This window comes from Variovorax sp. PBS-H4, from assembly GCF_901827205.1.
Taxonomy (GTDB): Bacteria; Pseudomonadota; Gammaproteobacteria; order Burkholderiales; family Burkholderiaceae_C; genus Variovorax.
In genome coordinates, this window is the sequence record NZ_LR594675.1 from 5,536,481 (window position 1) to 5,563,244 (window position 26,764).

27 protein-coding genes and 1 tRNA gene are annotated in these 26,764 nt (G+C 67.6%); 16 read left to right on the plus strand and 12 right to left on the minus strand.

The window, feature by feature from the left end; all coding sequences use genetic code 11:
- Positions 1–102 precede the first annotated feature (102 nt).
- Positions 103–1,062, plus strand: coding sequence for a bifunctional hydroxymethylpyrimidine kinase/phosphomethylpyrimidine kinase (gene thiD / locus E5CHR_RS26465; protein WP_162582662.1), 960 nt, complete (start codon positions 103–105; stop codon positions 1,060–1,062).
- A gap of 47 nt (positions 1,063–1,109) precedes the next feature.
- The gene (gene hemL / locus E5CHR_RS26470) at positions 1,110–2,396 is read left to right on the plus strand and encodes a glutamate-1-semialdehyde 2,1-aminomutase (RefSeq protein WP_162582664.1); all 1,287 of its coding nucleotides are present in this window, start codon (positions 1,110–1,112) and stop codon (positions 2,394–2,396) included.
- Between the two features lie 44 nt (positions 2,397–2,440).
- On the opposite strand, the gene purH is transcribed toward hemL, so the two are convergent.
- Genes purH through dusB form a run of 3 tightly spaced genes read right to left on the minus strand, consistent with a single transcriptional unit; the run spans position 2,441 to position 5,348 of the window.
- Positions 2,441–4,018, minus strand: a complete 1,578-nt coding sequence (gene purH / locus E5CHR_RS26475; RefSeq protein ID WP_162582666.1) for a bifunctional phosphoribosylaminoimidazolecarboxamide formyltransferase/IMP cyclohydrolase — start codon at positions 4,016–4,018, stop codon at positions 2,441–2,443.
- Between the two features lie 5 nt (positions 4,019–4,023).
- Positions 4,024–4,260 carry a Fis family transcriptional regulator gene (locus tag E5CHR_RS26480; protein ID WP_068683508.1) on the minus strand — a complete coding sequence of 79 codons (237 nt, stop codon included), beginning with the start codon at positions 4,258–4,260 and terminating at the stop codon, positions 4,024–4,026.
- Between the two features lie 29 nt (positions 4,261–4,289).
- Entirely contained in the window at positions 4,290–5,348 is a 1,059-nt protein-coding gene (gene dusB / locus E5CHR_RS26485; protein WP_162582668.1) for a tRNA dihydrouridine synthase DusB, read from the minus strand.
- Positions 5,349–5,511: 163 nt separating this feature from the next.
- Between dusB and E5CHR_RS26490 the strand changes: the two genes are divergently transcribed.
- Complete coding sequence (locus tag E5CHR_RS26490) at positions 5,512–5,982, plus strand: YqaA family protein (RefSeq protein ID WP_162582670.1); 471 nt, start codon at positions 5,512–5,514, stop codon at positions 5,980–5,982.
- Between the two features lie 64 nt (positions 5,983–6,046).
- Here the strand turns inward: E5CHR_RS26490 and ychF are convergent, their stop codons facing one another.
- Both ychF and E5CHR_RS26500 read right to left on the minus strand, forming a co-directional pair.
- Positions 6,047–7,138: a redox-regulated ATPase YchF gene (ychF, locus tag E5CHR_RS26495; protein WP_162582672.1), complete on the minus strand. Its 1,092-nt coding sequence runs from the start codon at positions 7,136–7,138 to the stop codon at positions 6,047–6,049.
- A 57-nt stretch (positions 7,139–7,195) separates the two neighbouring features.
- Positions 7,196–8,080 (minus strand): MOSC domain-containing protein, encoded by an 885-nt coding sequence (locus tag E5CHR_RS26500; protein ID WP_162582674.1) that lies wholly within the window; start codon positions 8,078–8,080, stop codon positions 7,196–7,198.
- Positions 8,081–8,150: 70 nt separating this feature from the next.
- Between E5CHR_RS26500 and E5CHR_RS26505 the strand changes: the two genes are divergently transcribed.
- The 4 genes from E5CHR_RS26505 (at position 8,151) to E5CHR_RS26520 (ending at position 12,666) form a co-directional block, all read left to right on the plus strand.
- Complete coding sequence (locus E5CHR_RS26505) at positions 8,151–9,260, plus strand: FAD-dependent monooxygenase (protein WP_162582676.1); 1,110 nt, start codon at positions 8,151–8,153, stop codon at positions 9,258–9,260.
- Positions 9,261–9,336: 76 nt separating this feature from the next.
- Positions 9,337–10,047, plus strand: a complete 711-nt coding sequence (locus E5CHR_RS26510) for a DsbC family protein (RefSeq protein ID WP_162582678.1) — start codon at positions 9,337–9,339, stop codon at positions 10,045–10,047.
- A complete protein-coding gene (locus E5CHR_RS26515; protein WP_162582680.1) occupies positions 10,047–11,837 on the plus strand; it encodes a M61 family metallopeptidase in 1,791 nt (596 codons plus the stop codon). The genes E5CHR_RS26510 and E5CHR_RS26515 overlap by 1 nt, the downstream gene beginning before the upstream one ends.
- A 49-nt stretch (positions 11,838–11,886) precedes the next feature.
- Positions 11,887–12,666 (plus strand): enoyl-CoA hydratase, encoded by a 780-nt coding sequence (locus E5CHR_RS26520; protein ID WP_162582682.1) that lies wholly within the window; start codon positions 11,887–11,889, stop codon positions 12,664–12,666.
- Between the two features lies 1 nt (position 12,667).
- On the opposite strand, the gene E5CHR_RS26525 is transcribed toward E5CHR_RS26520, so the two are convergent.
- A complete protein-coding gene (locus tag E5CHR_RS26525) occupies positions 12,668–13,846 on the minus strand; it encodes a hypothetical protein (RefSeq protein ID WP_162582684.1) in 1,179 nt (392 codons plus the stop codon).
- 46 nt (positions 13,847–13,892) lie between these two features.
- Entirely contained in the window at positions 13,893–14,561 is a 669-nt protein-coding gene (locus E5CHR_RS26530) for a sigma-70 family RNA polymerase sigma factor (protein WP_232062200.1), read from the minus strand.
- 133 nt (positions 14,562–14,694) lie between these two features.
- Between E5CHR_RS26530 and E5CHR_RS26535 the strand changes: the two genes are divergently transcribed.
- The 3 genes from E5CHR_RS26535 to E5CHR_RS26545 all read left to right on the plus strand — a co-directional run bounded on the left by E5CHR_RS26535 (position 14,695) and on the right by E5CHR_RS26545 (position 16,945).
- A complete protein-coding gene (locus E5CHR_RS26535) occupies positions 14,695–16,233 on the plus strand; it encodes a vWA domain-containing protein (protein WP_162582686.1) in 1,539 nt (512 codons plus the stop codon).
- Between the two features lie 33 nt (positions 16,234–16,266).
- Positions 16,267–16,343, plus strand: a tRNA-Met gene (locus E5CHR_RS26540).
- Positions 16,344–16,504: 161 nt separating this feature from the next.
- Positions 16,505–16,945 (plus strand): hypothetical protein, encoded by a 441-nt coding sequence (locus tag E5CHR_RS26545; protein ID WP_162582688.1) that lies wholly within the window; start codon positions 16,505–16,507, stop codon positions 16,943–16,945.
- A gap of 50 nt (positions 16,946–16,995) precedes the next feature.
- On the opposite strand, the gene E5CHR_RS26550 is transcribed toward E5CHR_RS26545, so the two are convergent.
- Positions 16,996–17,163 (minus strand): hypothetical protein, encoded by a 168-nt coding sequence (locus E5CHR_RS26550; protein ID WP_162582690.1) that lies wholly within the window; start codon positions 17,161–17,163, stop codon positions 16,996–16,998.
- A 159-nt stretch (positions 17,164–17,322) separates the two neighbouring features.
- On the opposite strand from E5CHR_RS26550, the gene E5CHR_RS26555 reads away from it, so the two are divergent.
- Complete coding sequence (locus E5CHR_RS26555; protein WP_162582692.1) at positions 17,323–17,538, plus strand: hypothetical protein; 216 nt, start codon at positions 17,323–17,325, stop codon at positions 17,536–17,538.
- Between the two features lie 18 nt (positions 17,539–17,556).
- Here the strand turns inward: E5CHR_RS26555 and E5CHR_RS26560 are convergent, their stop codons facing one another.
- From E5CHR_RS26560 to ruvB, 4 genes are all read right to left on the minus strand, one after another.
- Positions 17,557–18,774: a glycosyltransferase gene (locus E5CHR_RS26560; protein ID WP_162582694.1), complete on the minus strand. Its 1,218-nt coding sequence runs from the start codon at positions 18,772–18,774 to the stop codon at positions 17,557–17,559.
- On the minus strand, positions 18,771–19,649 hold the full coding sequence (locus E5CHR_RS26565; RefSeq protein ID WP_162582696.1) for a UDP-2,3-diacylglucosamine diphosphatase: 879 nt from the start codon (positions 19,647–19,649) through the stop codon (positions 18,771–18,773). Before E5CHR_RS26565 ends, E5CHR_RS26560 begins: the two co-directional genes overlap by 4 nt.
- An 88-nt stretch (positions 19,650–19,737) precedes the next feature.
- The gene (dmeF, locus tag E5CHR_RS26570; RefSeq protein ID WP_162582698.1) at positions 19,738–20,703 is read right to left on the minus strand and encodes a CDF family Co(II)/Ni(II) efflux transporter DmeF; all 966 of its coding nucleotides are present in this window, start codon (positions 20,701–20,703) and stop codon (positions 19,738–19,740) included.
- Between the two features lie 11 nt (positions 20,704–20,714).
- Positions 20,715–21,773, minus strand: coding sequence for a Holliday junction branch migration DNA helicase RuvB (ruvB, locus tag E5CHR_RS26575; protein ID WP_162582700.1), 1,059 nt, complete (start codon positions 21,771–21,773; stop codon positions 20,715–20,717).
- A 108-nt stretch (positions 21,774–21,881) separates the two neighbouring features.
- Between ruvB and E5CHR_RS26580 the strand changes: the two genes are divergently transcribed.
- The 5 genes from E5CHR_RS26580 to E5CHR_RS26600 are packed head-to-tail and all read left to right on the plus strand — an operon-like array spanning position 21,882 to position 26,743.
- Positions 21,882–22,520, plus strand: a complete 639-nt coding sequence (locus E5CHR_RS26580; RefSeq protein WP_162582702.1) for a CDP-alcohol phosphatidyltransferase family protein — start codon at positions 21,882–21,884, stop codon at positions 22,518–22,520.
- Complete coding sequence (locus E5CHR_RS26585; RefSeq protein ID WP_162582705.1) at positions 22,517–24,277, plus strand: bifunctional alpha/beta hydrolase/class I SAM-dependent methyltransferase; 1,761 nt, start codon at positions 22,517–22,519, stop codon at positions 24,275–24,277. Before E5CHR_RS26580 ends, E5CHR_RS26585 begins: the two co-directional genes overlap by 4 nt.
- Positions 24,274–25,596: a phosphatase PAP2/dual specificity phosphatase family protein gene (locus tag E5CHR_RS26590; RefSeq protein ID WP_162582707.1), complete on the plus strand. Its 1,323-nt coding sequence runs from the start codon at positions 24,274–24,276 to the stop codon at positions 25,594–25,596. The genes E5CHR_RS26585 and E5CHR_RS26590 overlap by 4 nt, the downstream gene beginning before the upstream one ends.
- The gene (locus tag E5CHR_RS26595) at positions 25,593–26,027 is read left to right on the plus strand and encodes a hypothetical protein (RefSeq protein WP_162582708.1); all 435 of its coding nucleotides are present in this window, start codon (positions 25,593–25,595) and stop codon (positions 26,025–26,027) included. Before E5CHR_RS26590 ends, E5CHR_RS26595 begins: the two co-directional genes overlap by 4 nt.
- Positions 26,028–26,053: 26 nt before the next feature.
- The gene (locus tag E5CHR_RS26600) at positions 26,054–26,743 is read left to right on the plus strand and encodes a lysophospholipid acyltransferase family protein (protein WP_162582710.1); all 690 of its coding nucleotides are present in this window, start codon (positions 26,054–26,056) and stop codon (positions 26,741–26,743) included.
- Positions 26,744–26,764: the final 21 nt, after the last annotated feature.

Below are 26,764 nucleotides of genomic sequence, written 5' to 3' on the forward strand. Positions count from 1 at the left end.
TAAAGTCCCTGTTCATAGAATGCAACGATCGTATCCAGACGTATCAAAAAATGACGTGATAAGCGTCTCGGATACGCCACCATTTGGTAGGCCCGGCTGCACATGACAACTTACTTATTACCAATGGAGCAAGGCCACAAAGTGAGCGATCTTACCGACCCCGCCAGCGGCGAAATCAGCGCCGAGGACGAAGCGACTCTGCCTTGCGTGCTGGTCTTCAACGCCAGCGACCCGAGCGGTGCCGGCGGCCTCGCGTGCGACGCCGTCGCAATTGCCTCGGTCGGCGCCCACATGTTGCCGGTCGTGACGGGCGCCTATGCGCGCGATACCTCCGAGATCTTCGATCACTTTCCATTCGACGAGGAGGCCGTCGCCGAGCAGGCGCGCACGATCCTCGAGGACGTTGAGGTGCAGCTGATCAAGGTGGGCTTCGTCGGGTCCCCCGAAAACCTGAGCACCGTGGCTGAAACTGCGACCGACTATCCCGAGGTCCCCGTGGTCGCCTACATGCCCAACCTGTCCTGGTGGGAGGACACGCAGATCGAGGCATACCTCGACGCCTTTCGCGAACTGGTGCTGCCGCAGACGACCGTGCTGGTCGGCAACCACAGCACGCTCTGGCGCTGGCTGCTGCCCGACTGGGCCGGCGAGCGCCCGCCCAGCGCCCGGGACATCGCACGCGCCGCAGGTGAAATGGGCGTGCCCTACACGCTGGTGACAGGAATGGTGCTGCCCGACCAATACTTCGACAACGTCCTGGCCTCGCCGCAATCGGTGCTCGCCAGCGAGAAGTACGAGCGGCTCGACGCCGTTTTCGCCGGCGCCGGTGACACCCTCTCCGCAGCGCTGGCCGCACTGCTCGCCAGCGGCACCGACCTGGCCGCCGCTGCTACCGAGGCACTGAGCTACATGGACCGCTGCCTGGACGCGGGTTTCCGTCCCGGCATGGGCCACGTGCTGCCGGACCGCCTCTTCTGGGCCCAGTCCGAGGAGGACGAGGAGAATGACGACCTTCTCTCACCCATCGATCTCGCCCTGCCGCCACCCGACACCCGACACTAGCCGGGCTGGGAGGCGGGGCGCCCTTCCTCGGAACTCGCCGCCGCTCCATGCAAAACATTGATCCCAACAACATTCTCTTCGAGCGCGCCCGCGCCGTGATCCCCGGCGGCGTGAATTCGCCGGTACGCGCCTTCCGGGCCGTCGGCGGCACGCCACGCTTCGTGAAGCGCGCCCAAGGCGCCTATTTCTGGGATGCGGCCGATCAGCGCTATATCGATTACATCGGCTCCTGGGGACCGATGATCCTCGGCCACGGTCATCCTGCTGTGGTCGAGGCGGTGCAGCGCGCCGTACTCGACGGTTTTTCCTTCGGCGCGCCGACGGAGCGCGAGATCGAGCTCGCCGAGGCCATCCTTGCGCTCGTGCCTTCGATGGAGATGGTGCGCCTCGTGAGTTCGGGCACCGAGGCCGCGATGAGCGCGCTACGCCTGGCACGCGGCGCTACCGGCCGCAAGTACATCATCAAGTTCGAGGGCTGCTACCACGGCCATGCCGACGCACTGCTGGTCAAGGCAGGCTCCGGCCTCGCGACCTTCGGCAATCCGACCTCGGCCGGCGTCCCCCCCGAGGTGGTGCAGCACACCCTGGTGCTCGAGTACAACAACCTCGCACAACTGGATGAGGCCTTCGCGCTGCACGGCCGCGAGATCGCGGGCGTGATGATCGAGGCCATCGCGGGCAACATGAACTTCGTGCGTGCGAGTGCAGCATTCGCCCAGCGCTGCCGCGAGCTCTGCACGCAGCACGGCGCGCTGCTGGTGTTCGACGAGGTCATGACCGGCTTCCGCGTGGGCCTGCACGGCGCCCAGGGCGCGCTCGGCGTCCGACCCGACCTGACCGTGCTGGGAAAAGTGATTGGGGGCGGCATGCCGCTTGCTGCCTTCGGCGGTCCGCGCGCGATCATGGAGCAGCTGGCACCGCTCGGGCCGGTCTACCAGGCGGGCACCCTCTCTGGCAACCCGGTGGCCACCGCCTGCGGCCTCGCCACGCTGAAGGAGGTGGCGCGCCCCGGCTTCTTCGATGCGCTGTCACGAAAGACCTGCACGCTGATCGAGGGACTGAAGGCGGCCGCGCAGGCCGAAGGTGTCCCCTTCAGCGCCGACAGTGAAGGCGGGATGTTCGGCTTCTTCCTGCTCGAGCGACTGCCGCAGAACTACGCCGAGGTGATGGCCACCGACAGCGCAAAGTTCAACACGCTCTTTCATGGGCTCCTGGCACGCGGCGTTTACATCGCACCCGCGCTTTACGAGGCCGGCTTTGTAAGCGCGGCCCACAGCGATGAGGATCTTGCAGCCACCGTCGAGGCGGCGCGCGACATCTTCAAGACCCTGTAGCCGTTCGCACGAGCTCGACCTCCGGAAGCTCGAGAGAAGTTCGTTCAGTGCCGGAAATGCCGAACGCCTGAGAACACCATCGCGACCCCGCGCTCGTCCGCGGCGTCGATCACCTCTTGATCGCGCATCGAACCGCCGGGCTGGATCACGCAGTCAGCGCCGGCATCGACCACCACGTCCAGCCCGTCGCGGAACGGAAAGAAGGCATCGCTCGCCACGGCCGTGCCCGACAGCGACAGACCTGCGTGCTGCGCCTTGATGCTCGCGATGCGTGCGGAGTCGAGGCGGCTCATCTGGCCTGCGCCCACGCCCATGGTCATGCCGTCGGCGCAGAAAACGATCGCGTTGCTCTTGACGTACTTTGCGACCTTCCACGCGAACAGAAGATCCTGCAACTGCTGCGGAGTCGGCTGCTTCTTCGTCACGACCTTGAGCTCGCCGATGGACAGTTCGCGGTTGTCCGCCGTCTGCATGAGCAGGCCCGAGCCGATGCGCTTGACGTCCACCAGGTTGCGGCCTTGTCCCCAGGCCGTCTTGCCGCCCGGCGGCAGCGCGATCTCGAGGATGCGGACATTGACCTTGCTCTTGAATACCTCCAGCGCCTCGGGTGCATAGCCGGGCGCCATCAGCACCTCGACGAACTGCTTGGAGACAGCTTCCGCAGCGGCACGGTCCAGCGGCCGGTTGAAGGCGATGATGCCGCCGAAGGCAGAGGTGGGGTCGGTCTTGAAAGCCTTGGCATAGGCCTCATGCGCATCTTTTCCGATCGCCACGCCGCACGGGTTGGCATGCTTGACGATCACGCACGCGGGCGTTTCGAAGCTCTTCACACATTCCCAGGCGGCGTCGGCGTCCGCGATGTTGTTGTAGCTGAGCTCCTTGCCCTGCAGCTGCTTCGCGCTGACCAGCGAGCCGGGCGCCGGGTACAGGTCGCGGTAGAAGGCGGCCTGCTGATGGGGGTTCTCGCCATAGCGCAGGTCCTGCAGCTTGATGAACCGGCCGTTGCTTTGTGCCGGGAACAGCGCGCGCGTGCCATCCTCCTGCAGGGCTGAAAGATAGTCGCTGATCGCACCGTCGTACTGGCTGATGCGGTTGAAGGCCGCGACCGAGAAAGCGAACTTCGTCTTCTGGCTGAGCTGGCCATCGGCCTTCAGCTCCTCGAGCGCTTGCGAATACTGCGACGCGTCCGTCAGCACGCCCACGTCCTTCCAGTTCTTCGCGGCGCTGCGCACCATGGCGGGCCCGCCGATGTCGATGTTCTCGATTGCGTCCTCGAGCGTGCAGCCGGGCTTGGCGACCGTGGCCTCGAAGGGGTAGAGGTTGACCACCAGGAGGTCGATGGTGTCGATGCCTTGCTGCGCGAGTGCCGCCATGTGGGCGGGCACATCGCGACGCGCCAGCAGGCCACCATGCACCTTGGGGTGCAGAGTCTTTACCCGGCCGTCGAGCATTTCAGGAAAGCCGGTGAGCTCGGCCACCTCCGTCACGGGCAGCCCCGCATCGGCAAGCAGCTTGGCGGTGCCACCGGTGGACAGCAGCCGGATGTCCATCGCATGCAGGGCTTGTGCAAATTCGAGGATGCCGGTCTTGTCGGAGACGGAGATCAGTGCAGTCAGTGCCATGTGGGCTATTTCAGGAGTTTGTGTTCGACCAGCTTCTTGCGCAGCGTGTTGCGGTTCAGGCCCAGCCATTGAGCGGCTTTGGACTGGTTGCCCTCCGCCCGTGTCATTACGACGTCGAGCAAGGGTTTTTCGACCACGCGTACCAGCATGTCGTACATGCCGTCGGGCTCGGTGCCCCGCAGATCGCGAAAGTAGCTGTCCAGGCTGCTTCGCACGCAGTCTTCAATGTGCTTTTTGCTCATGGCCCTCTGCTCTTCTTTTCTTTGTTCATTCATGCCCACGCGTCGGCCTGCTCATCGCCGAGCACCCGCGTGCTGCCGCCCCCGGCGGCCGGAATGCGGTCCATCTGCGTCGCCAGCACATCGAAGAAGTCGGCGACCGCACGCCACTGCGCCTCGCAATCCTCGATGGCATTCATTTCGCTGCGGAACCGCTCGCCGCCCGGAAGGTCGCGCACATACCAGCCGATGTGCTTGCGCGCAGTACGCACGCCGCTGTAGTCGCCGTACAGCGCGTAGTGCTGCTGCAAGTGGTCGAGCAGCAGGCGGCGCACTTCGGCCACCAGCGGAGGAGCGAGATGCGTGGCGGTCGCGAGGTAGTGCGCAATCTCACGGAAGATCCAGGGCCGCCCCTGGGCCGCACGGCCGACCATCAGCGCATCGGCGCCAGTGAGCGCCAGCACGTCGCGCGCCTTTTCTGGCGAATCAATGTCGCCGTTGGCCACGACCGGCACGCGCACGGCCGATTTGACCGCGGCGATGGTGTCGTACTCGGCCATGCCCTTGTAGCCCTGCTCGCGCGTGCGGCCATGCACAGTGAGCATGCACACGCCGGCGTCTTCGAAGCGCCGAGCCAGTGCGACGGCGTTGCGGTGGTCTTCATCCCAACCCGTGCGCATCTTGAGCGTGACTGGCACGCAATGCGGCGCCGCAGCACGAACCACCGCTTCGACGATCTCGAGCGCCAGAGGCTCGTCGCGCATCAATGCGGAGCCGGCCCACTTGTTGCAGACCTTCTTGGCCGGGCAGCCCATGTTGATGTCGATGATCTGCGCGCCGCGCTCGATGTTGTACTGCGCGGCCTCCGCCATCATGGCGGCATCGGTGCCTGCGATCTGGACCGCAATGGGGCCCGGCTCGCCCTCGTGGTTGGCGCGGCGCGAAGTCTTGAGCGAATTCCACAGTTCCTTGCGCGAAGTCACCATCTCGCTCACGGCATAGCCGGCACCGAGCTCGCGGCACAGCATGCGAAAAGGCCGGTCGGTCACGCCCGCCATGGGTGCGACGAACAGGCGGTTCTCCAGCACGATGTGGCCGATCTGCAGGGTCATCGAGGAAGTGGCAAGCAGCGGATGCTGCTGAAAAATGAGGCACGATTGTAGCGGCGCCTCACGTTGGCCGCTGCAACGATTTGCACTTTTCTCCGAGCGGCGCAGCGCTTCGATCCATACGCCCGAACCGCATAAGGCCGCGCCTTTCTATACTCCAGCGCACATGCAAGCCTGGCTCGACTCTCTTCTTGCGCTTTTGGCGCTGCCTCAATACGGGCTCAGCACGCTCTTCATTGCTGCGTTCATCTCGGCCACCCTGCTTCCGGTCGGCTCCGAGCCGGCGCTCTTCGGGCTGTTGAAGCTCAACCCGGAATTGTTCTGGGCAGCCATCGGCGTGGCCACGGCAGGCAACACCCTCGGCGGCATCGTGGACTGGTGGATGGGCTACGCCGCGCACAAGGTGGCAGACAAGTACTCGCACTCCAAGCACCACATGCGCGTGCTGAACTGGCTCGAGCGGCTCGGGCCCAAGGCCTGCCTGTTGGCCTGGTTGCCCCTCGTGGGTGATCCGCTTTGTGCCGTCGCTGGCTGGCTCAAGCTTTCCTTCTGGCCTTGCGTCATCTACATGGCCATCGGCAAGTTCGCGCGCTACGTGACGATGACGGTAGCGCTGCTCCACATCTGGCCGAATTGACGCGCAGCCGCGCTCACTCGAGCAAGGTGCAAGGAGCACCCGCGGCGATGAACGAGGGCCACGTCTAGGAGCTGAAGAGGAAGTTCATCACGTCCCCATCCTTGACGACGTACTCCTTGCCCTCCGCGCGCATCTTGCCGGCGTCCTTCGCGCCCTGCTCTCCCTTGTAGGCGATGTAGTCGGCAAAGGAGATCGTCTGGGCGCGGATGTAGCCCTTCTCGAAGTCGGTATGAATCACACCGGCCGCCTGCGGGCCGGTGTCGCCGACGTGGATCGTCCAGGCGCGCACCTCCTTCACGCCGGCCGTGAAGTAGGTCTGCAGGCCCAGCAGCTTGTAGGCGGCGCGGATCAAGCGGTTGAGGCCCGGCTCCTCCTGGCCGATCTCGGCGAGGAACATCTTCTTGTCCTCCTCGTCCATGTCGGCCAGCTCGGATTCGATCTTGGCGCTGATGGCGACCACCGGCGCGTCCTGCGCCGCAGCGTATTCGCGCAGCCGATCGAGAAAGGGGTTGTTCTCGAAGCCATCTTCGGCCACGTTGCCGACGAACATCGCGGGCTTTGCAGTGATCAGCGAAAACTGCTTGATCAGCGGCTTGTCTTCCTTGCTGAACTCGACCGTGCGCACCGGCTTGTTGTCGTTGAGCGCGGCCTGGCATTTCTCGAGCAGCGCGACCAGCTTGATGGCTTCCTTGTCGCCCGAGCGCGCGGTCTTGGTGTGGCGCTGCAGCGCCTTCTCGACGGTGGCCAGGTCGGCCAGGCACAGCTCGGTCTGGATCACCTCGATGTCGGAGATGGGGTCGACCTTGCCCGCGACATGAACCACGTTGTCGTCTTCGAAGCAGCGCACCACGTTGACGATGGCGTCGGTTTCGCGGATGTGGGCCAGGAACTGGTTACCCAGGCCCTCGCCCTTGCTGGCGCCCGCCACCAGGCCCGCGATGTCGACGAACTCGACGATGGCCGGCACGACGCGCTCCGGCTTCACGATCTCGGCCAGCTGGGCGAGTCGGGAGTCGGGCACCTCGACCACACCGACGTTGGGCTCGATGGTGCAAAAGGGATAGTTCTCGGCCGCGATGCCTGCCTTGGTCAGCGCGTTGAAAAGGGTGGACTTGCCGACGTTGGGCAGGCCGACGATGCCGCACTGGAGACTCATGGCGGGACTTTCAGGATGCTTTGGGGAAGCGCCAATTTTAGGCGCGTCGCTTCACCCTCACGCGAAGCGCAGGTTGGCGCCGACCGGCTGACCGCGCCGCAGCATGTATTCGATGCCCTGCAGCACGATGGCATTCATGCCGAACGTGATGGCGCCATCGACGCGCGGATCGACGCGATAGGTGCGCAGCATGTCGCCGACTTCAGGGCTGCATTCGGCCGTGCCCGGGTCGATGTCGGGAATCGGGCAACGCACGCAGGGCTTCACCGGCTGCAGGCGCGCCTCGCCCTCTTCCGTTCGCACATGCAGCAGTTCGACGCGGTCCTCGTCATGCGCCTCGAGTCCGGCCAGCACGATATTGGGGCGGAAACGCTCGATACCGACGGCTGCATGGCCTTGCGCGGCGAGCCGCGCATTGAGCCCGGCGAGCGAGCCCTCGCTTGCCACCAGCAGCGGATACCCGTCGGCAAACTGATTCTGTGCCTCGATGCCGCCGGTCCACTTCAGGTTCGAGAGCCGCTTGTATTCGGGATCGAAACGCACCAGCCGCAGCTTCTGCAGGCGGCCGGGCTGCGACAGGAAGTCGCTGAACCACTGGGCCGCGATGTCGCCCATGTCGTAGGCGGCCACTTCGTCTTTCCAGACCCGCACGCGCACCGGCTGCTCGACGCGGTCGAAGGCGATGTGCAGCGCCAGCATGCCCGGGGCACGCAGCAGCATCTCCGAGTGCTTCATCTGCGGACGGATCAACGCCATCCGCGGCAGCTCGCGCTGGGTGACGAACTCGCCCTCGGCATCGACCACCATCCAGGCGCGATCGAATTCCAGCCCGGTCTCGGTGAGCAACGCTTCGGGCAGCTCGACGCCGGCGCAGGACTTGATCGGATAGACGAAGAGGCGGGCGATGGTTGCCTGCAGGTCGAAGTCGGGCGATGCGGTCACGGGGTGAATCCTTGGCTGAAGCGGGCGATTGTCCCGCACCCCGCCCGCATCGGCCTCCTACAATGGCTCGATGGCTCTTCCTCCCGAGGTTTGCATTCGCGGCGCCGGCATCGTCGGCCGGGCGCTGGCGCTGCTGCTTGCGCGCGAACGGGTCCGCGTGGCGCTGGTCGCGCCCGCCGCCTCGACCGAGAAGCAGGACGTCCGCGCCTACGCACTCAACGCAGCCTCGAAGACCCTGCTCGACACCCTGCGCGGCTGGCCCGATGCGCCGCATGCCACGCCTGTACGCGAGATGCTGGTGTATGGCGACGAAGGCGGCCGCGTGCAATTCCATGCGGCGCGGCAGAAGGTCGAGGCCTTGGCCTGGATCGTCGACGTGCCCGCGCTGGAGCAACAGCTCACCGATGCCGTGCGCTTCCAGTCCCGCATCGAAGTCGTGCCCGAGCCCGTGCCGGCGCCGCTCACGGTCGTTTGCGAGGGCCGCATCAGCGCCACCCGAGAAACGCTTGGCGTGCGCTATGAGGTCACGCGCTATCCGCAGCACGCGATCGCCGCCCGCCTGGTTGCCGATGAGCCGCACGACGGCGCCGCGCGCCAATGGTTCAACGATCGAGGCGAGGTGTTCGCCCTGCTGCCGATGAGCGGCAAGCAGCTCGCGCTGGTGTGGTCGGTCGATCAGTTCCGCGCACCGGAGCTGCTGGCGCTGACCGCCGAGCAGTTCAATGCCGCCTTGCACGAGGCCAGCCATGGTGCCCTGGGCGCGCTGCGCGTGGTCAGCGAGCGCGCATCCTGGCCGCTGCAGCGTGCCATCGCAGACCGCTGGACCGGGCGGCTGCCTGACGGCAATGCGTGGGCACTGGCCGGCGACGCCGCGCACACCGTGCATCCGCTGGCGGGTCAGGGCCTCAACCTGGGGCTGGCCGATGCCGCGGCGCTGGCGCAGATCATCAAGGACCGCGACTACTGGCGCAGCGTGGGCGACGCCCGGCTGCTGCGCGCCTACGAACGCGCGCGCCGGTCCGAGGTCCTGGCCATGAGCCTCGCCACCGACGGCCTGCAGCAGCTGTTCGCGCACAGTGCAGACCCACTGCCGGCCCTGCGCAACTGGGGCATGCGCGGCTTCGACCGCACGCGCCTCATCAAGTACTGGGTCGCCAGGCAGGCCATGGGCCTGACATGAGCCGCACGGCCGATCCAAGGCGAATAGCACCGCAGCCGCAGGTACTCCAATGAATCCCGCAAGCAAGACCACCACCATGAAATCCGCATCCGCTCTTCTTGCCGCGTTCGCATTCGGCTGCAGCCTGGGCGCTGCTGCTGGCGAAGCCGAGATCCGCCAGAACCTGGCAGCGCGCATTCCGCAGTTCGCCAAGATCGACGAGATCCGCAAGGCGCCGATGCCGGGGCTCTACGAAGTGCGCATCAACGGCTTCGAGATCTTCTACACCGATGAGCAGGGCAACTATCTGCTGCAGGGGAACCTCATCGACGTCAAGGCACGGCGCAACCTGACCGAGGAGCGTGTCGAGAAGCTCAGCGAGGTGGCCTTCGACAAGCTGCCCGTGAAGGACGCCTTCAAGATCGTGCGCGGCAACGGCAAGCGCAAGCTCGCCGTCTTCGAGGATCCCAATTGCGGCTACTGCAAGCAGTTCGAGCGTGACCTGACCAAGGTCGACAACGTGACCATCCACCTCTTCCTCTACCCCGTGCTGGGGCCCGATTCCGTGACCAAGGCGCGCAACATCTGGTGCGCCAAGGACAAGGCCAAGGCCTGGACCGACTGGATGCAGCGCGGCGTCACGCCCGAGAGCGCCGAGTGCGACACCGCCGCGCTCACGCGCAACCGCGAGTTCGGCCAGAAGTACAACATCACCGGTACGCCCACGCTGATCTTCAGCGACGGCACGCGCGCCCCGGGCGCAATCCCGGCGGCGCAGGTCGAGAAGCAACTCGCCGCCATCAACTGATGGCGCCGGCCATCCACTACCGCGTCGAATGCGCGGACCGCAACGCGCACCTCTTCGCGATCACACTGCGCATCGAGCGGCCTGCCGCGGGTCAGCGCGTCACGCTGCCGGTATGGATTCCGGGCAGCTACCTGGTGCGCGAGTTCTCGAAGAACCTGCAGCAGCTGCAGGCAAGCCAGGGCCGGCGCAAACCCGCGCTGCGGCAGCTCGACAAGCACAGCTGGGAGATCGACTGCGCGGCGGACAAGCCCCTTGAATTGCGCTATCAGGTCTGCGCCTACGACAACTCGGTGCGTACCGCGTGGCTGGACGGCGCACGGGCCTTCTTCAACGGCACCGGTCTGTGCCTGCGCGTCGAGGGCCAGGCCGATGGGCCGCATGCGATCGAGATCGTCGCGCCCGCGCTTCTGCCGGACGAGGAACGCTGGTCTTGCGCCACTGCACTCAAGCCGGTCAGGACCAACCCTCACGGCTTCGGCAGCTACCTCGCAGCCGACTACGACGAACTCGCTGACAGCCCCGTCGAGATGGGCGCCTTCTGGAGCGCCGAGTTCGACGCCTGCGGCGTGCCGCACCGCTTCGTTGTCGCGGGCGCGCCGCCCTCCTTCGACGGTGCGCGCCTGATTGCCGACACGCGCGCCATCTGCGAGACGCAGATGCGCTTCTGGCACGGCGCCAAGGTCGGCAAGCGAGGCGGGCCGAAGCCGCCGCACGACCGCTATGTCTTCATGCTGAACGCGGTGGATGACGGCTACGGGGGGCTGGAGCATCGTCATTCGACGGCGCTGATCTGCACGCGGCGCGACTTGCCGCAGTTCGGACTGAAGAAGCAGAGCGATGGCTACACCACGCTTCTGGGCCTGATCAGCCACGAATACTTCCATACCTGGAACGTGAAGCGCCTGCGGCCCGCCGAGTTCGAACGCTACGACTACGGGCGGGAGAACTACACCCAGCTCCTGTGGCTGTTCGAGGGCTTCACCAGCTACTACGACGACCTGCTGCTTCGCCGCGCCGGTCTTCTGGACGACGCTGGCTATCTGCGCCTGGTCAACAAGACCGCCAACCAGGTCCTGCAGGCGCCGGGCCGCCATGTGCAGTCGGTGGCACAGGCGAGCTTCGACGCTTGGGTCAAGTACTACCGGCAAGACGAGCAAACTGCAAACACCACGATCAGCTACTACACCAAGGGCGCGTTGGTCGCGATGTGCTTCGACCTGACGCTGCGCGGCGAAGGCGGCGGCTCGCTTGACGACGTGATGCGGCTGATGTGGGCGCGCAGCGGCGGCGGGCCTGTGGCCGAGGCCGACTTCGCGGCGGCGCTGGAAACTGTCGGCGGCCGTTCCTTCTCGAACGAGATGGCGCGCTGGGTCCATTCGACCGAAGAGCTCCCGCTGGCAGAGCTGCTGGGCAAGCAAGGGGTCGCCGTGAACGAGGATCCGTCCCAGCGCGCGCAGGAACTGGGCCTGCGCGTGGCGGAGTCGGGTGGCAGCGTGCAGGTCAAGATGGTGTTGCGCGGCGCCGCGGCCGAACAGGCCGGCTTCTCGGCCAACGACGAGTGGATCGGCATCGAACTGCCCGGCGCGAAGGGCCGTCCGGCGCAGGGCTGGCGCATCGCGCGGCTCGATGACCTCGCGCTCTACCTCGGCCCGCTGAAGAAGATCACTGCGCTGGTGGCGCGCGACCGACGCCTGCTGCGCCTGCCGCTCACCCTGCCCACCGGCGTCACGACCTTGCGGCTGGCCGTGCAGGATCCCGCGAAGCTCGCGCAGTGGTTGTCGCCGCGCTGAGACCGGCGACGAGCACCGTTCCCTGTTTTGTTCCTTGAAGGAGACCCTCATGAGCTACGAGAACATCGAAGTCCGCACCGAGGCCGGCAAGGTCGGCGTCGTGACGCTGAACCGGCCCAAGGCCCTGAATGCGCTCAATGACGCGCTGATGACCGAGCTGGGTGACGCGCTCAAGGCGTTCGACGCCGACCCGGCCATCGGCTGCACCATCGTGACCGGCAGCGAACGCGCCTTCGCGGCGGGCGCCGACATCGGGGCCATGGCGAGCTACAGCTTCGTCGATGTCTACAAGGGCGACTACATCACACGCAACTGGGAAACCATCCGCAGCGTGCGCAAGCCGGTGATCGCCGCCGTGAGCGGCTTCGCGCTCGGCGGCGGCTGCGAACTGGCCATGATGTGCGACTTCATCATCGCGGCGGACAACGCGAAGTTCGGCCAGCCGGAGATCAAGCTCGGCGTGATCCCGGGCGCCGGCGGCACGCAGCGGCTGCCGCGCGCCGTTGGCAAGGCCAAGGCCATGGACATGGCGCTGACGGGCCGCATGATGGACGCGGCCGAGGCCGAGCGCTCGGGCCTGGTCAGCCGGGTCGTCCCGTATGAGAAGCTGATGGACGAGGCGCTTGGCGCAGCGCTCTTGATCGCCGACTTCTCCCAGGTGGCGGTGATGGCCGCCAAGGAATCGGTCAACCGCGCCTTCGAGAGTGGCCTGACAGACGGCGTGATGTTCGAGCGTCGCCTCTTCCACGCGCTCTTCGCCACCAGCGATCAAAAAGAAGGCATGGACGCCTTCGTCAACAAGCGCAAGCCCGCCTTCAAGCACGAATGAGCTAGCGGGTCGGCGCGGCGGACGGCACCGCTTCAGACCCCGCCGGCTGCTGTGGTGCCGGCTTCAACTCCGTCCGGGGTGCAGGCTGCGCCGGCTGCTCCAGGGCGTGCTGCAAGGCCTCGCGCAAGGCCGCCATCGATGCCGGCGATGGCGTCCCGGTGGTCGCGCCCCCCCGTCCCTCGCGCCAGCGCACTTGACCGCGCCCGAGTTCGAAGGTCGCCAGCACATCGCCATTGCCGCGCTCCAGCGTGACACGCCATTCCGGCTGGCCCGCCAGTGGTTGCGCGCCGACGGCCGAGATTGCGGCTGACCCCAACAGGGCGCTGAGGTCCTGCGCCTCCGAGCGGGACAGGCTGCGGCTGGAACCACCCCGCTGCGTGATGCTGAGCCGACTCCATTGCGAGAGGGCGGAGAAGCTGGGCGGCTCCGGCGGTGCAGCGGGCGCGGGCACGGCCGCCGCGGCAGGCGGAGACGCTGCCGCCTGCTGTCCTGCGGACATGGCGGCTTCCTTCTTCCTGGACTCCGTCGCAGCCGCGCCGTCTGGTGAAGACAAGGCGGCGTCGTTGGCTGGCCGACGCGCCAGTTCGGAAGGCGCGCGAGCCGGTGCAGGGCGTTCTGCCGAGCGCGGGGGGCGAGCATCTTGGGCCGGGGCCGGGGCCGGGGCCGGCACCGCCTCCGTCGGCAGCTCCGGCGCCGGAATCGGGCCACCCGGAATGTCCTGGCTCGACAGCAGCGCCCGTTCTACTGCCTGAGGTGGCGGAGCGGGCGCCTGCGCAGGCGCGGCCGGCGGCGGGGATGCCGGTGCGGGCGGGGGCTCGCTGCGCTGCGCCGGTGCGATGACCGGCGCCTCGCCGTCGGGCCGCGACCCGGGCACGGGCTCCCGCTGCCAAAGGACCGCGATCAGCACGCCGACCAGCAGGGTCGCGAAGGCAGCGTTCCTCGGCATGCGACTGGCACCCTCCTGGTCGCCGCCGATGCCCCACAGCCGCTTCCACCAGGGCCGCACGGGCTCGGCCGCTTCTGCAGGCTCGAAAGGCATTACCGCCTCGTGCGCATGGTCGAGGATTGCCTTGCGCAGCCGCCAGTTCGGCACCGCCGTGTGATCCGGCGCATGGAGAAGGGCGCGGCGCAGCGCCTCGTCGCTGAGGTCATCGGTGCCGTTTTCGTCCATCGTGCTCATTGCAAACCCTTCGTGCCAGGCGTCGATCTCGGATCGGCCAGTCGTCTCATCGCCGACGCTCCAGCACCGACAGGTAGCGCTCCATGCAGCCGCGCAGCTTTTTGAGCCCGTAGCGAAGGCGGCTCCGCACGGTCTCGAAGTTGATGTCGAGTGTTTGCGCCATCAGCTCGACCGTGAAGCCCTCCTCGTGGTGCAGCAGGAAGGCCGAGCGTTGCTCGTCCGGCAGCTCATCGAGGCAAGCCAGCAGGCGGCGGCCGGCCGCGCGCCAGAAGGCGAGTTCCTCGGCCGACGGATGGGCGGCGTCGGAAGACGCCGCATTCCCGCTCAGCAGACCGCGGCTGAACAGCCGCGCCGCCTCGAGGCCGTCGCCGTCTTCGTCATGCGCGTAGAAGGCGACTTCGCGTCCGCTCAGGCGCAGCCGGTCCATGGCCAGGTTGTGCGCGATCGTGAAAGCCCAGGTGCGCCAGCTGGCGCCCTGCGGCGCAAAGCTCTGGCGCGCCGCGATGATGCGCATCCAGGTCTCCTGGAACACCTCCTCGACTTCCGCCGCGAGCCGAACGCCCATGAGGCGCCGCACGAAGCGCAGCAGCGCACTCTCGTGCCGCGCGTAAAGCGTGTCGAAGGCGCGGGCGTCGCCGTCAGCGTAGGCAAGCATCAGTTGGTCGTCGGGCATGGTGGCGTGGAGCGCGGGGTCGGCGGCGGGTGGCGCAAGCATCGGCAGATTTTCACCTCTCGTTCTACGAACGCTGGTGACGCCCGGGGTTAGCGACAGCGCAAAAAGGCGCGGCGCGCTAACCCGCGGCACCTGCGGCCGCCGTATCAGCGTGCATCCACCACCGGAGCTGCTGATGATTTCTCGCCCTTCCCGCCTCTTCCAACGCTCGCTGGCCGCATTGCTGTGTGCGCAGCTCCTGCTCAGCGCCTGCAGCGCCAGCGAGCTCGCGCACGGCGCCGCCCACTGGCCGACGCCTGCTCCCCAGCCTGAACCACCGACCTTTCCGTCACCTCAATGGCCGGCCAAGGTGGTGGCGCGCATGGTGCCGAATTTCGAGGCACCCTCGGCCTCCCATTGCGCGCGGCCGGTGCAGACGTCGGAGACGCCGGGCCGCACGGGGGGCCAGCGCGACGAAGCAGTCATGGGCGGCCATGGCGCTGCCCCCATCGCGCGCGAGGAGCGGGCACGTCGCAGGCCGCCCGGCGAGCCTTCGGCCGATGCCGCGACCACTTTGCCCGCCCCCGCCAGCGCGCCTGCGCGCGCCGCGAGGGAGGCGCTGGCCGCCGAGGCGGAGGCGGAGCCGCGCTTCGCGCCGCCGGCACCCGCTCCGCAGCTCAGCCAGCGTCCACGTCCGGCGCAGGAGATCGTCACGGCGGGCATGGTGGATGACAACGCCGACTTCGCGGCCTACCTGCAGTTCCGCCAGCGCACCCAGGTCGCCCACCGCGAACGCGACGTGAGCGAGCGCTACCTGCTGCAGGTACGCAACCGGCGAGGCGACCCGGTGCCTGACGCCGAGGTTGCGGTCCAGGCCGCGAGCGGCGCCGCCATGTGGGCACGCACCGACGCGGCTGGGCGCGCATGGCTACATCCCAGGGCTTTCGATCCCTCGGGCAGCGCGCTTTATGAAGTTGCCGTGCGCAAGAACGGCCGGCAGGGCACGGCCTTTCTTCGCCGCGGGCAGAAGAGCGCCGTCGAGCTGGTCCTCAACGAGGGTGCGGTCCCGCAGCGCGCCCAGCTGGATCTGGTCTTCCTGATCGACGCAACCGGGTCCATGGGCGACGAGATCGGCAAGCTCAAGGCGAGCCTGCGCAGCATCGCCAACGAAGTGGCGCGGTTGCCGAGCCGGCCCGACACCTGCTTCGGCCTGGTGGCCTATCGCGATCGTGGCGACGAATTCCTGGTGCGCCGCCATGACTTCACCGATGACCTGGGCGCTTTTCAGTCGGTGCTCGACGCGCTGCAGGCCAATGGCGGCGGAGACTATCCTGAAGCGATGAACGAGGCACTGCACGAGACCGTGCACCGGCTGAGCTGGCGCGGCACCGGCGCCACGCGCATGGTCGTGCTGCTGGCCGACGCCCCACCGCATCTGGACTACGGCGGGCCTCAGTACGACGACGACATGACGGCCGCGCTGGGCAAAGGGATCAAGGTGTTCAGTGTGGGCGCGAGCGGGCTGGACAAGCAGGGCGAGTACATCCAGCGGCAGATCGCCCAGTACACCGGCGGACGCTTTGTGTTCCTGACCTACCGGGAGGCGAGTCATCCGGCCAGCGGCCCCGGCCGCGAGACGACGCACGACGTGAGCAACTATTCGGTGCAGACGCTGGATCGGTTGATCGTGCGGCTGGTCAGCGAAGAGCTGGCGAAACTGCCCAAGGGCGGTTGAGGCTGCATCAAGCCGGGTTATAATTTTGGGCTCGGCTCTTTAGCTCAGTCGGTTAGAGCGATGGAATCATAATCCACAGGTCCGCGGTTCGAGTCCGTGAAGAGCCACCACCACAAGAAGGCCCGCTATCAACTTGGTAGCGGGCTTTTTTCTTTCCCGCCCGCAGCGCGCGACAGCTTCGACCTGATCCGGCACGCGCCGTGCGTCTTGTCTGACAAGCTTCTGATCCCTGGACCGCACTATCGACGTCCCGTCATTTGCCGGAGGGCGCATGGACTCCCCCGCTGCCGTGCACAAGAGCTATCAGCGATTCTTTGCCTGGACCTTCATGCTGGCGACAGCCTTGGCTTTCGCGCTCGTCTGGGTCGAGCTCGCCTTTTCCCCGTTGCAGACGCCACCGCCCATGGCACCCCGGCCGTCGGCCAGCGAGTTCGATCTGCATGACTTGCAGCTTCTATTGACCGTGGCGGCGCTTATCGCGGCCTTCGTGTCATTGGCGGGCCTCATCATGACCACCACTCTGGCTTGGCTCGACCGGCGCAAGACCAGGACTCGCGCCGCACTGGAACTCGCCTTCAGACGACAGGACCGCATCAACTGGCTCGCAGCGGAGCGGGCCGACGGCTGGCTGGTGCCGGATCGGCGACCCGCACCGATGTACCGTCGCCGACACGGCCCCGCGACCAGGCGGCTCCACGGTAACGCCCATTGAACCAGATTGAAATAACCCGCTGAAAAGAGACTCGGGGGTTTGGATGGGGTCTATTCCTGGGGACGGAAGGCCTTGAGGAACTCGGTCGTCTTGTCCGCCGGCTGCCAGGTCGCCGTCACTGGGGCGGCCATGCCCCCATTGGCGGGCGCCGCTGGAGTGGAGCCATTGCTCTTGCAGGCGCTCAAGCCGATGGCCAACGCAAGGCTAGCGATCGCCATCGACACTGTCTTCTTCATAGAGGTTTCCTCGCGGTTCCGCTGCGCAGTGCGGCATGCGGCCGCCCCTTATCCAAATTTAAACATAAGTTCTCATTTTTCAGAAATACTTAGAAATCAGTATTACTTTTCCGCCAGCGCAATCGATAGCATGTAGCTACTATGGATTACATGATTTCTCGTCATCCCCGCAACGAAGGACGGTCCGACGATGAGGCCGACGCCGAGGACAGCAGCAGACTCGCACCGCTCAATCCGGCCCATCTGACGCATGAGCCCGTACGCCGAAAATGGTCCTGGGTCCGCTTTGCAGCCGGCGCGGCGGCGGGTGCCCTGGTGGTCGAGGCCTTCAGGCTCGGCCTGCTCCAACTCCCTTGAGGCGGAAATGGGTGCTGCTCAGGCCCGCGCGCGCAATGGCTCAGGTTCGGCGGTCGGCGTCGCCCCGCCCACCCGCATTTCGGAGCGGGCCAGGATCGATTGCAGGATGCCCGGCAGCTCGAACACCGCCCGATTGCGCACCTTGTGCGTCGCGGCGCGGTAACGGTCCAGATCACGCAGCAGCGCCTCGACGGCCTCCGGCACCTTGGCATAGCTCGAGCGCACCAGGCCTACGCCCTGTTCGCGCACCCACTGGGCGTTATAGCGCTCCTGGGGGAGCGTCCAGCTGTTGCACACCACGATCACCGGCAGATGCAGCTGCACCGCTTCGCTGATGCTCCCGGGCCCCGGCTTGCCGATGAAGAAGTCGGACAGCTGCATGTAGTAAGCAACCTCCGGCGTGAAGCCCAGTACCAGCCGCGGCGCCCGTGTGGGCAGCGCACGCAGCGTCTGGGCAAGGGATTCGTTGTGGCCGCATGCCAGGATCAACTGAACGTCGGGCAGCCGCTTGGCGATGGCGGCCATGGCCTTCGAGCCCTGCCCACCAAACAGCACCAGTCCGGTCGGCCGCTCCGGGTCCAGGCCCAGGCGGCTGCGCTCCTCGGCGCGATCGAGCGGACCGGTTTCGTAGAAGGCCGTCCGGATCATCATTCCCGAGGTCGCATGGATGCGGTCTTCCGCGTAGCCCGCCGAGCGCGCCTGTTGCACGGCCTTGGCCGAGCCGCAGACGAAGTACTGGTCCTGCCCCTTCTCGATCCAGAAATGAGGCGGATGGTCGGCCAGGTCGGTCAGCACCGTCACGTAAGGCACGCCGGGCAGCGACGTCGCCACTGATTCCCAGAGCGAGCGGTTGAAGTTGGGGACCAGCGAGACCACCATGTCGGGTTCGGTCGCCAGCCAGTGTTGCTGGAGGAGCCGCACCAGCTTGGGCTTGGCCCAGCGAATCACGGCCTGGAGGACCTTGAGCTCGTGCGTCAGTCCCAGCGTCCAGCCGCGGGCGAGCCGCTTGTTGTAGACGTCTTCCGGGTCCATGCCGGTCAGCTTGCGAAAGCCGTCGTGCGGATCAAGCACCTCGCGCAGGTTGACCAGGCGCACGCGCCACGGCAGGGCTGCACGATGGATCGCGGCCTCCAGCGCGATGGCCGATGCGCGGTGTCCGCCGCCGGCATTGAAGTACACCAGGTCGACGGTCCGGCGGAGTGCTGGAGACGGCGTCGGCAAGGGCGCGCGCGTCATGCGTGTGCCTGCTCGCGCCGCGAAGCAGCGCGGCCGGTCCGCGCCATGGCCGGCATGTGCTGGGCCCAGTGCACGATCTCGAGCTTTCCGTCGGCGTGTTCAGCCAGCGCCGTGAGGCTCTCGACCCAGTCACCGTCGTTGGCGTAGAGGATGCCATCGACGTCGCGCAGCTCGGCATGGTGGATGTGCCCGCAGACGACGCCTTGCACGCCGCGCTTGCGGGCTTCGCGCGCCACCGCAGTCTCGAAGTCGCCCACATAGCTGACCGCCCGCTTGACCTTTTGCTTCAGGTACTTCGACAGTGACCAGTAGGGCAGCCCCATGCGCGCGCGCAGGGAGTTGAGGTGCCGGTTGAGTTTGAGTGTGAACTCGTACAACGAATCGCCCACATAGGCCAGCCACTTCGCGCACTGGATCACCCCGTCGAAGAGATCGCCGTGCATGATCCAGAGCTTGCGGCCGTCGGCGGTCTCGTGAATCCACTCCTCCGCCACGTCGATGCCGCCGAAGTTGTGGTGCAGGTACTTGCGCGCAAACTCGTCGTGGTTGCCGGGGATGAAGATCACGCGCGTGCCCTTGCGCGCCTTGCGCAGGAGCTTCTGGATCACGTCGTTGTGCAGCTGCGGCCAGTACCAATGGCGGCGCAGCTGCCAGCCATCGATGATGTCGCCGACCAGGAACAGCGTCTCGCACTCGGTGTGCTTCAGGAAGTCGAGCAGCGCCCTGGCTTGGCAGCCGGGCGTGCCCAGGTGCAGGTCGGAGATCCAGAGCGTCCGGTAGCGCTGCGGCGGACGCGAGACCTCGCCCTCCTCCGCACCGGGGAAAGCATCGGCCGCATCGTGCCATGCACGGAGAAAGGCATCGTCGCGTTGCATGGGGGGTCATCGTCGACAAGGCGGATGACGCCCTCATGGCGGCGCGGTGAAGGTCCGGTGACAGGGCCGCGCCAATCGCGGCGCAGCGTCACGCAGTTGCGTGACAGCGGTGGATCTCGATCGTCGAGTGCCTGATTTCCTCGTGCATCGCGAACGTGGCTCGCACTTCGCCGGGCGTCAGAGTCGACGAATGCGTGACGACGCTGAGCGCGCAGGCGTAGGCGCCCTGGCCCACGCGCCACACGTGGAGGTCGGCGATGCAGGTATGCGAATCCGCGAGGGCTCGCTCGACGCCGTCGCGGATCTCCTCGACCACCGGATGGTCCATCTCGCGGTCGAGCAGCACCTTTGCCGTATCGACCAGCAGGCCGCGGGCCCAGCTCGCGACCAGCACTGCGCCGACGATGCCCATCACCGGGTCGAGCCACGCCCATCCGTACAGCCACCCGCCGGCGAGCGCGACGATGGCGAGCACCGAGGTCGCGGCGTCGGCGACCACATGCAGGTAGGCGGAGCGCAGGTTCAGATCATGGCCATGACCGTGACCGTGACCGTGACCGTGCTCGCCATGGTCGTGGCCGTGATCATGGTGATGATGATGGGCGCCGCCCAGCAGCCACGCGCACAGCAGGTTGACCGCCAGCCCCAGCACCCCGACCACCATCGCCTCCTGGTAACGAATGGCGGCGGGCGCCCACAGCCGTTCGAGAGACCCGACCACCATCAGCACCGCGACGCCGAGCAGGAACAGGGCACTGGCGAAGCCCCCAAGCACCTCGATCTTCCAGGTTCCGAAGGCAAAGCGCCGGTCGGCAGCGTACCGCCGCGCTGCCGCATACGCAAAGGCGCTAAGCCCGATCGCCACCGCGTGGGAGCTCATGTGCCAGCCGTCGGCCAGGAGCGCCATCGAGTTGAACCACCACCCGGCGCCGATCTCGAGCACCATTGCCGCCGCGGTGATCCACATCACACGCCGCGTGCTGTGCTCGGCAGCCCTGTTGTCGTCTTGGAATCGGTGCTCGTGCTGCCAGCCGCTCAGGTCATGGGTGTGCATGGGAATGACTTTCAGTTGCCGAACATGTCTCCGCCGTCGCGCTGCGGCGCGGCGACGCCCAGGTGCCGGTAGGCCGCCAGCGTGGCGATGCGCCCGCGCGGCGTGCGCTGCAGATAGCCCTGCTGGATCAGGTAGGGCTCGATCACGTCCTCGATGGTGCCGGGCTCCTCGCCGATGCTGGCGGCGATGTTGTCCAGCCCGACCGGGCCGCCGTCGAAGCGATGGATCACCGCCTCCAGCAGCTTGCGGTCCATCAGGTCGAAGCCCTGCGGATCGACGTCGAGCATGGCCAGCGCCTTGTGCGCCAGCGCCTCGGTGATGCGGCCGTCACCCTTGACCTGCGCGTAGTCGCGCACCCGGCGCAACAGGCGGTTGGCAATGCGCGGCGTGCCGCGCGACCGGCGTGCGATCTCCAGGCCGCCGGCGTCATCCGTCGGCACCGAGAGCAGGCCGGCGCTGCGGCGCACGATGCGCGCCAGCTCCTCGGCCGTGTAGAACTCCAGCCGCGCGACGATGCCGAAGCGGTCGCGCAAAGGGTTGGTCAGCATGCCGGCGCGCGTGGTGGCGCCCACCAGCGTGAAGGGCTGCAGGTCCAGCTTGATGCTGCGTGCGGCCGGACCCTCGCCGATCATGATGTCGATCTGGTAGTCCTCGAGCGCCGGGTAGAGGATCTCCTCCACCACGGGCGAGAGCCGGTGGATCTCGTCGATGAAGAGCACGTCGTTGCGCTCGAGGTTGGTCAGCAGCGCCGCCAGGTCCTTCGGCTTCTCGAGCACGGGGCCCGAGGTCTGGCGGAGGTTGACGCCGAGCTCGGCCGCGATGATGTGCGACAGCGTGGTCTTGCCCAGGCCGGGCGGGCCGAAGAGCAGCACATGGTCGAGCGCCTCGGCCCGGTGCCGCGCGGCGCCGATGAAGATCTCCAGCTGCTCGCGGACCTTGACCTGCCCCACGTAATCGTCGAGCAGCTTGGGGCGTAGCGCCCGCTCGATCGCCTCTTCGTTGGGCGAGGCGGGGGCTGCGGAGACCACGCGCTGCGGGGCCGGGGCAAAGTCGTCGGTCTGTATGGTCATGGCGTAGGCTGGACGGACAGTTTAGTCGGCCGAACGGCATGCCGACGGCTCGCGCAGGGCTGCGGCCGCAGGCGGCTGCGGCAGAATGCGCCACCGAGGAGGGTGAGCGTGTCGATCTACGAGCTGAAGCCGCAATTCCAGGCCCTGCTGCGCCCGCTGGTCCGCCGCCTGCATGCCATGGGCGTGACGGCCAACCAGGTCACGGCCGCGGCCTGTGGGGTCTCGGTCGCGCTCGGCCTGTGGCTCTTCTTCGCCGCGCCTTCCGCGGCCGCCTTCGCGCTGATGCCGCTGTGGATGTTCCTGCGCATGGGCTTCAACGCCATCGACGGCATGCTGGCGCGCGAATACGGCCAGCAAAGCGCGCTCGGCGCCTTTCTCAACGAGCTGACCGACGTGCTTTCGGACGCGGCGCTCTACCTGCCGTTCGCGCTGGTCGCGCCGTTCAGCGCGTTCTGGGTCGGGGTTCTGATCGTTTTGGCTGGCCTGTCCGAATTCACCGGCGCACTGGGGCCGACGGTGGGCGCCTCGCGCCGCTACGACGGCCCGCTGGGCAAGAGCGACCGCGCCTTCGTGTTCGGCGCGCTGGGCCTGTATGTCGCGCTCGGCGGGCCGCTGCCGCCCTGGAGCGCCGGGCTCATGCCCTTGCTGGCACTGCTGGCGGCCTGGACCATCGTGAATCGCATCCGCCGCGCGCTGGCCGAAGCCGGCGCCGCATCGCACGGCCGAGGAGAACCGACCCGATCATGAGCGACACCCGCGTGCCAGAAGAACAACGATTCCAGACACACGACGGCGTCTCGCTGTTCTATCGACACTGGCCCGCGATCGGCGGCACTCGGCGTGGTGCCGTCGTCCTGTTCCACCGAGGCCACGAGCACGGCGCCCGCATGGCCCACCTGGTGGACGAGCTGGCCCTGCCCGACTTCGACTTCTTCGCCTGGGATGCCCGCGGCCATGGCCGGTCGCCGGGGGAGCGCGGCTTCAGCCCCGGCTTCGCCACTTCGGTGCGCGACGTGCAGACCTTCATCGAGCACATCGGCACTGCGCACGGCGTGCCGCCCGAGGACATCCACGTCATCGCACAGAGCGTGGGTGCCGTGCTGGTTGCGACATGGGCCCACGACTACGCGCCCAAGGTGCGGGGGCTCACCCTGGCCTCGCCGGCCTTCCGGGTGAAGCTCTACGTGCCCTTCGCGCGCTCCGGCCTCGCGCTCATGCACAAGCTGCGCGGCCTCTTCTTCGTCAACAGCTACGTGAAGGCGAAGCTCCTCACGCACGACCCCGCGCGCATCGCCAGCTACGAGAGCGATCCGCTGATCTCGCGCCCGATCGCCGTCAACATCCTGCTGGGCCTGTACGAGGCAGCCGAGCGCGTGGTCGCGGATGCCCAGGCCATCACGCTTCCGACGCAATTGTTGATCTCCGGCGCCGACTGGGTGGTGCACCACCAGCCCCAGCACGACTTCTTCGAGCGGCTCGGCAGCGGGGTCAAGCGCAAGCTGGAGCTGCCCGGCTTCTTCCACGACACGCTGGGCGAGAAGGACCGCGGCCCGGCCGTCACGGCCATCCGCGACTTCGTGCTGGAACTGTTCGACCGGCCGCCGCCGCCGGTGGACTTGCGCGCCGCCCACCTGAGCGGCGCGACCGCCGACGAGTCGCGCGCCCTGGCCGCGCCGCTGCCCGCGCTGTCCCCGCGAGGCGCCTACTGGGCACTCACGCGGGCGAGCCTGCGTTTCGGCGGCCTGCTGTCGAGCGGCGTCAGGCTGGGCCATGACACGGGTTTCGACTCGGGCAGCACGCTCGACTACGTTTATCGCAATCAGGCGCAAGGCGCCGGGCCGCTGGGCCGGAGGATCGATCGGACCTACCTCGATTCGATCGGCTGGCGCGGCATCCGCCAACGCAAGCTGCACGTCGAGGAACTGCTGCGCAAGGCCATGAACATGCTGGCCGAGCAGCAGCGCGAAGTGCGCGTGATGGACATTGCCGCCGGCCACGGACGCTACGTGCTCGACGCCGTGCTGGCCAGCCCCGTCAAGGCCAGCTCGATCCTGCTGCGCGACTACAGCGACATCAACGTGCGCGACGGCCGCGCGCTCATTGCCGAAAAGGCGCTGCAGGCAAGCGCACAGTTCGTGCAGGCCGATGCCTTCGACCGCGCGAGCCTCGCGAGCGTGACGCCGCGGCCCACGCTCGCCGCCGTATCGGGCCTGTACGAGCTCTTCCCGGACAACGACATGGTGAGCCGCTCGCTGGCCGGCGTCGGCGATGCCGTCGAGGATGGCGGCTACCTGGTCTACACCGGCCAGCCCTGGCATCCGCAGTTGGAGATGATCGCGCGCGCTCTTACCAGCCACCGCCAGGGACAGGCCTGGGTGATGCGCCGGCGCACGCAAGCCGAAATGGATCAGCTGGTCGAGGCCGCAGGCTTTCGCAAGATCGACCAGCGGATCGACGAGTGGGGAATCTTCACCGTCTCGCTCGCAGTGCGCACGGGGCGATGACGATCCGCCAACGCCCCTGGAGGCGCGCCGCTGCCTGGCTGGCGCTGCTGGGCCCGCTCTTCTACGCCAGCTACGGCTTCGCGAACTGGTGGGCCTCGACTCGCGCCGAGGTGCCGGCGCTGGCCTTCGAGTGGGAACGCAGCCTGCCCTTCTGGCCCTGGACCATCTTTCCTTACTGGACCATCAACGCCTTCTACGCGCTCTCGCTCTTCCTCGCGCGCGACCGCCATGTGCTGGATCGCCATGCGGCACGGCTGCTGACGGCGCAGGCGGTGGCGGTGGCCTGCTTCATCCTCTGGCCGCTGCGCTTCAGCTTCGGCCAGCCTGCGGTCGAGGGCGCGCCGGCCTTCCTGTTCAATGCGCTGCGCGGGTTCGACCAACCCTTCAACCAGGCGCCCTCGCTGCACATCGCACTGGCTGTGATCCTGTGGGATTTCTACCGGCGCCTGGTCCACGCCCGATTTACTCGCGCCGTCCTGCACCTCTGGACCCTCGCCATCTGCGCCTCGGTGCTCACCACCTGGCAGCACCACTTCATCGACATTCCGACCGGCGCGCTGCTGGGCCTGGTTTGCGTGTGGCTCTGGCCGCTGGAGCGCGTGGTGGCGCTGCCGCATGCATGGCGGGTTGCGCGTGACCCGCAGCGCTGGAAGCTGGGGGGCTGCTACGCCGCCGGCGCACTGCTTCTTCTTGCGATCGCGCTGAACTTCCGGGGCGCGGCGCTGTCGCTGGCCTGGCCGGCCGCGGCACTGGCAGGCGTGGCGCTCAACTATGCGGGCTTCGGCGCCCGCGGGTTCCTGATGGATGGCCACGGCCGCATGCACTGGAGCGCGCGCTGGCTGTTCGCGCCCTACCGCCTCGCCGCCGCTCTGAGCGCCCGGCTCTGGACGCGCGGCCTCCCGGCCTCGGTGGAGGTCGCGCCGGGGCTGCGGCTGGGCCGGCGCCCCAGTCCAGCCGAATGGGAAGCCGCAGGCCGCCCGCGATTGCTCAGCCTGTGTGCCGAGCTCCAGTTGCCCCCGGTGCCCGGCGCCCGCTGCGTGCCGATGCTGGATCTCGCACTGCCGGACGCGGCCGAGCTGCGTCGCGCAGTCGCGTCGCTCCAAGGGCTGCGCGGCAGCGACCAGCCCATATGGGTCTGCTGCGCGCTGGGCTTTTCGCGCAGCGCAGCTTCGGTGGTCGCCTGGCTCGGCCTGTACGGCGCGGGCCACACCCTTGCCACGGCACACGCGGCAGTGCGCCACGCGCGGCCCCAGATCGTCTTGCGCGCAGGCTGGCTCACGCTGCTGGACCAGCTGACTTCCAGGAAAGCACGCCCATGAATGAAGACGATCGCGCCCTGTGCGCCACCACCGCCGGCCTGCTTCGGGCCAGCGGCGCGCTGGCCCTATGGGGCCTTGCGCTCTCTCTCATCTCCGGGCTGGTGCTGGCGTTGACGGGGCGCTCCCTCCCTTCGGCAACCTGGGCAGCCTTCGCAGTGGTGGCGCTGATCGGCTTGCCCGAGCGCTACCTGGCCATGCGCGTACAGCTCGACGCAGCGCTGTTCGACGGGCTGGCCAGGAGCACGATCGCCTCGGGGGCCGCCATGGATCGCGCACTCGCAACGCTCGGCCTGCGCCGCCGCACGGACGGCATGCGGCCCCTGCTCGATCGCGTGCTCGGCGCCCGGCAGTTGATGCAGCGCCACGGCATCGCGTTGATCGCGCAGACGATCGTCTTCGCCATGGCGCTCGCGATGCAGGACTGGCGCTGAGCCATGGATCGCCAGGAGCCCTGTTCATGAATGCCCCCGCCCCAGGCCTGCCGCGGCAGGTGGCCGCCGTCGTGTCGGCCTGGCTGATCGTGCTCGTCGCCCGGCTGCTGACCGGCGTGCGCGCCATCTGGAGCGGCACCGGCCCCAAGGCCGAGCAGACCCTCTACTTCGCCAACCACACCAGCCACGGCGACTTCGTGCTGCTGTGGGCCACGCTGCCCCCCGATCTGCGCGCGCTCACGCGCCCGGTGGCGGGGCAGGACTATTGGGAGGCCTCGGCGCTGCGCCACTTCATTGGCCGGGACGTGTTCAACGCACTGATGATCCGGCGCGACGGCAGCGCCGCGCGGAACAGCACCGAGGCAGCCCTCGATCCCGTCGAGCAGATGGCCGAGGCGCTGCAGGCCGGAGACTCGCTGATCATGTTCCCCGAGGGCACCCGCAACATCGGAGAGGAGGTCCTGCTGCCGCTGAAAAGCGGCCTCTACCACCTCGCACGCGCCTGCCCGCAGGTGCGGCTGGTGCCGGTGTGGATCGAGAACCTCAAGCGCGTGCTGCCCAAGGGCACGCTGGTGCCGGTGCCGCTGGCCTGCACGGTGCGCTATGGCGCGCCGATCGCGCTGGCAGAGGGCGAAGACAAGGCGGCGTTCATCGCGCGCGCTCGTGCTGCCATGCTCGACCTCCGCCCCGAATACGACCGCGCGGAGGCTGCGTGACCGTGACTGCCTCCCCTCATG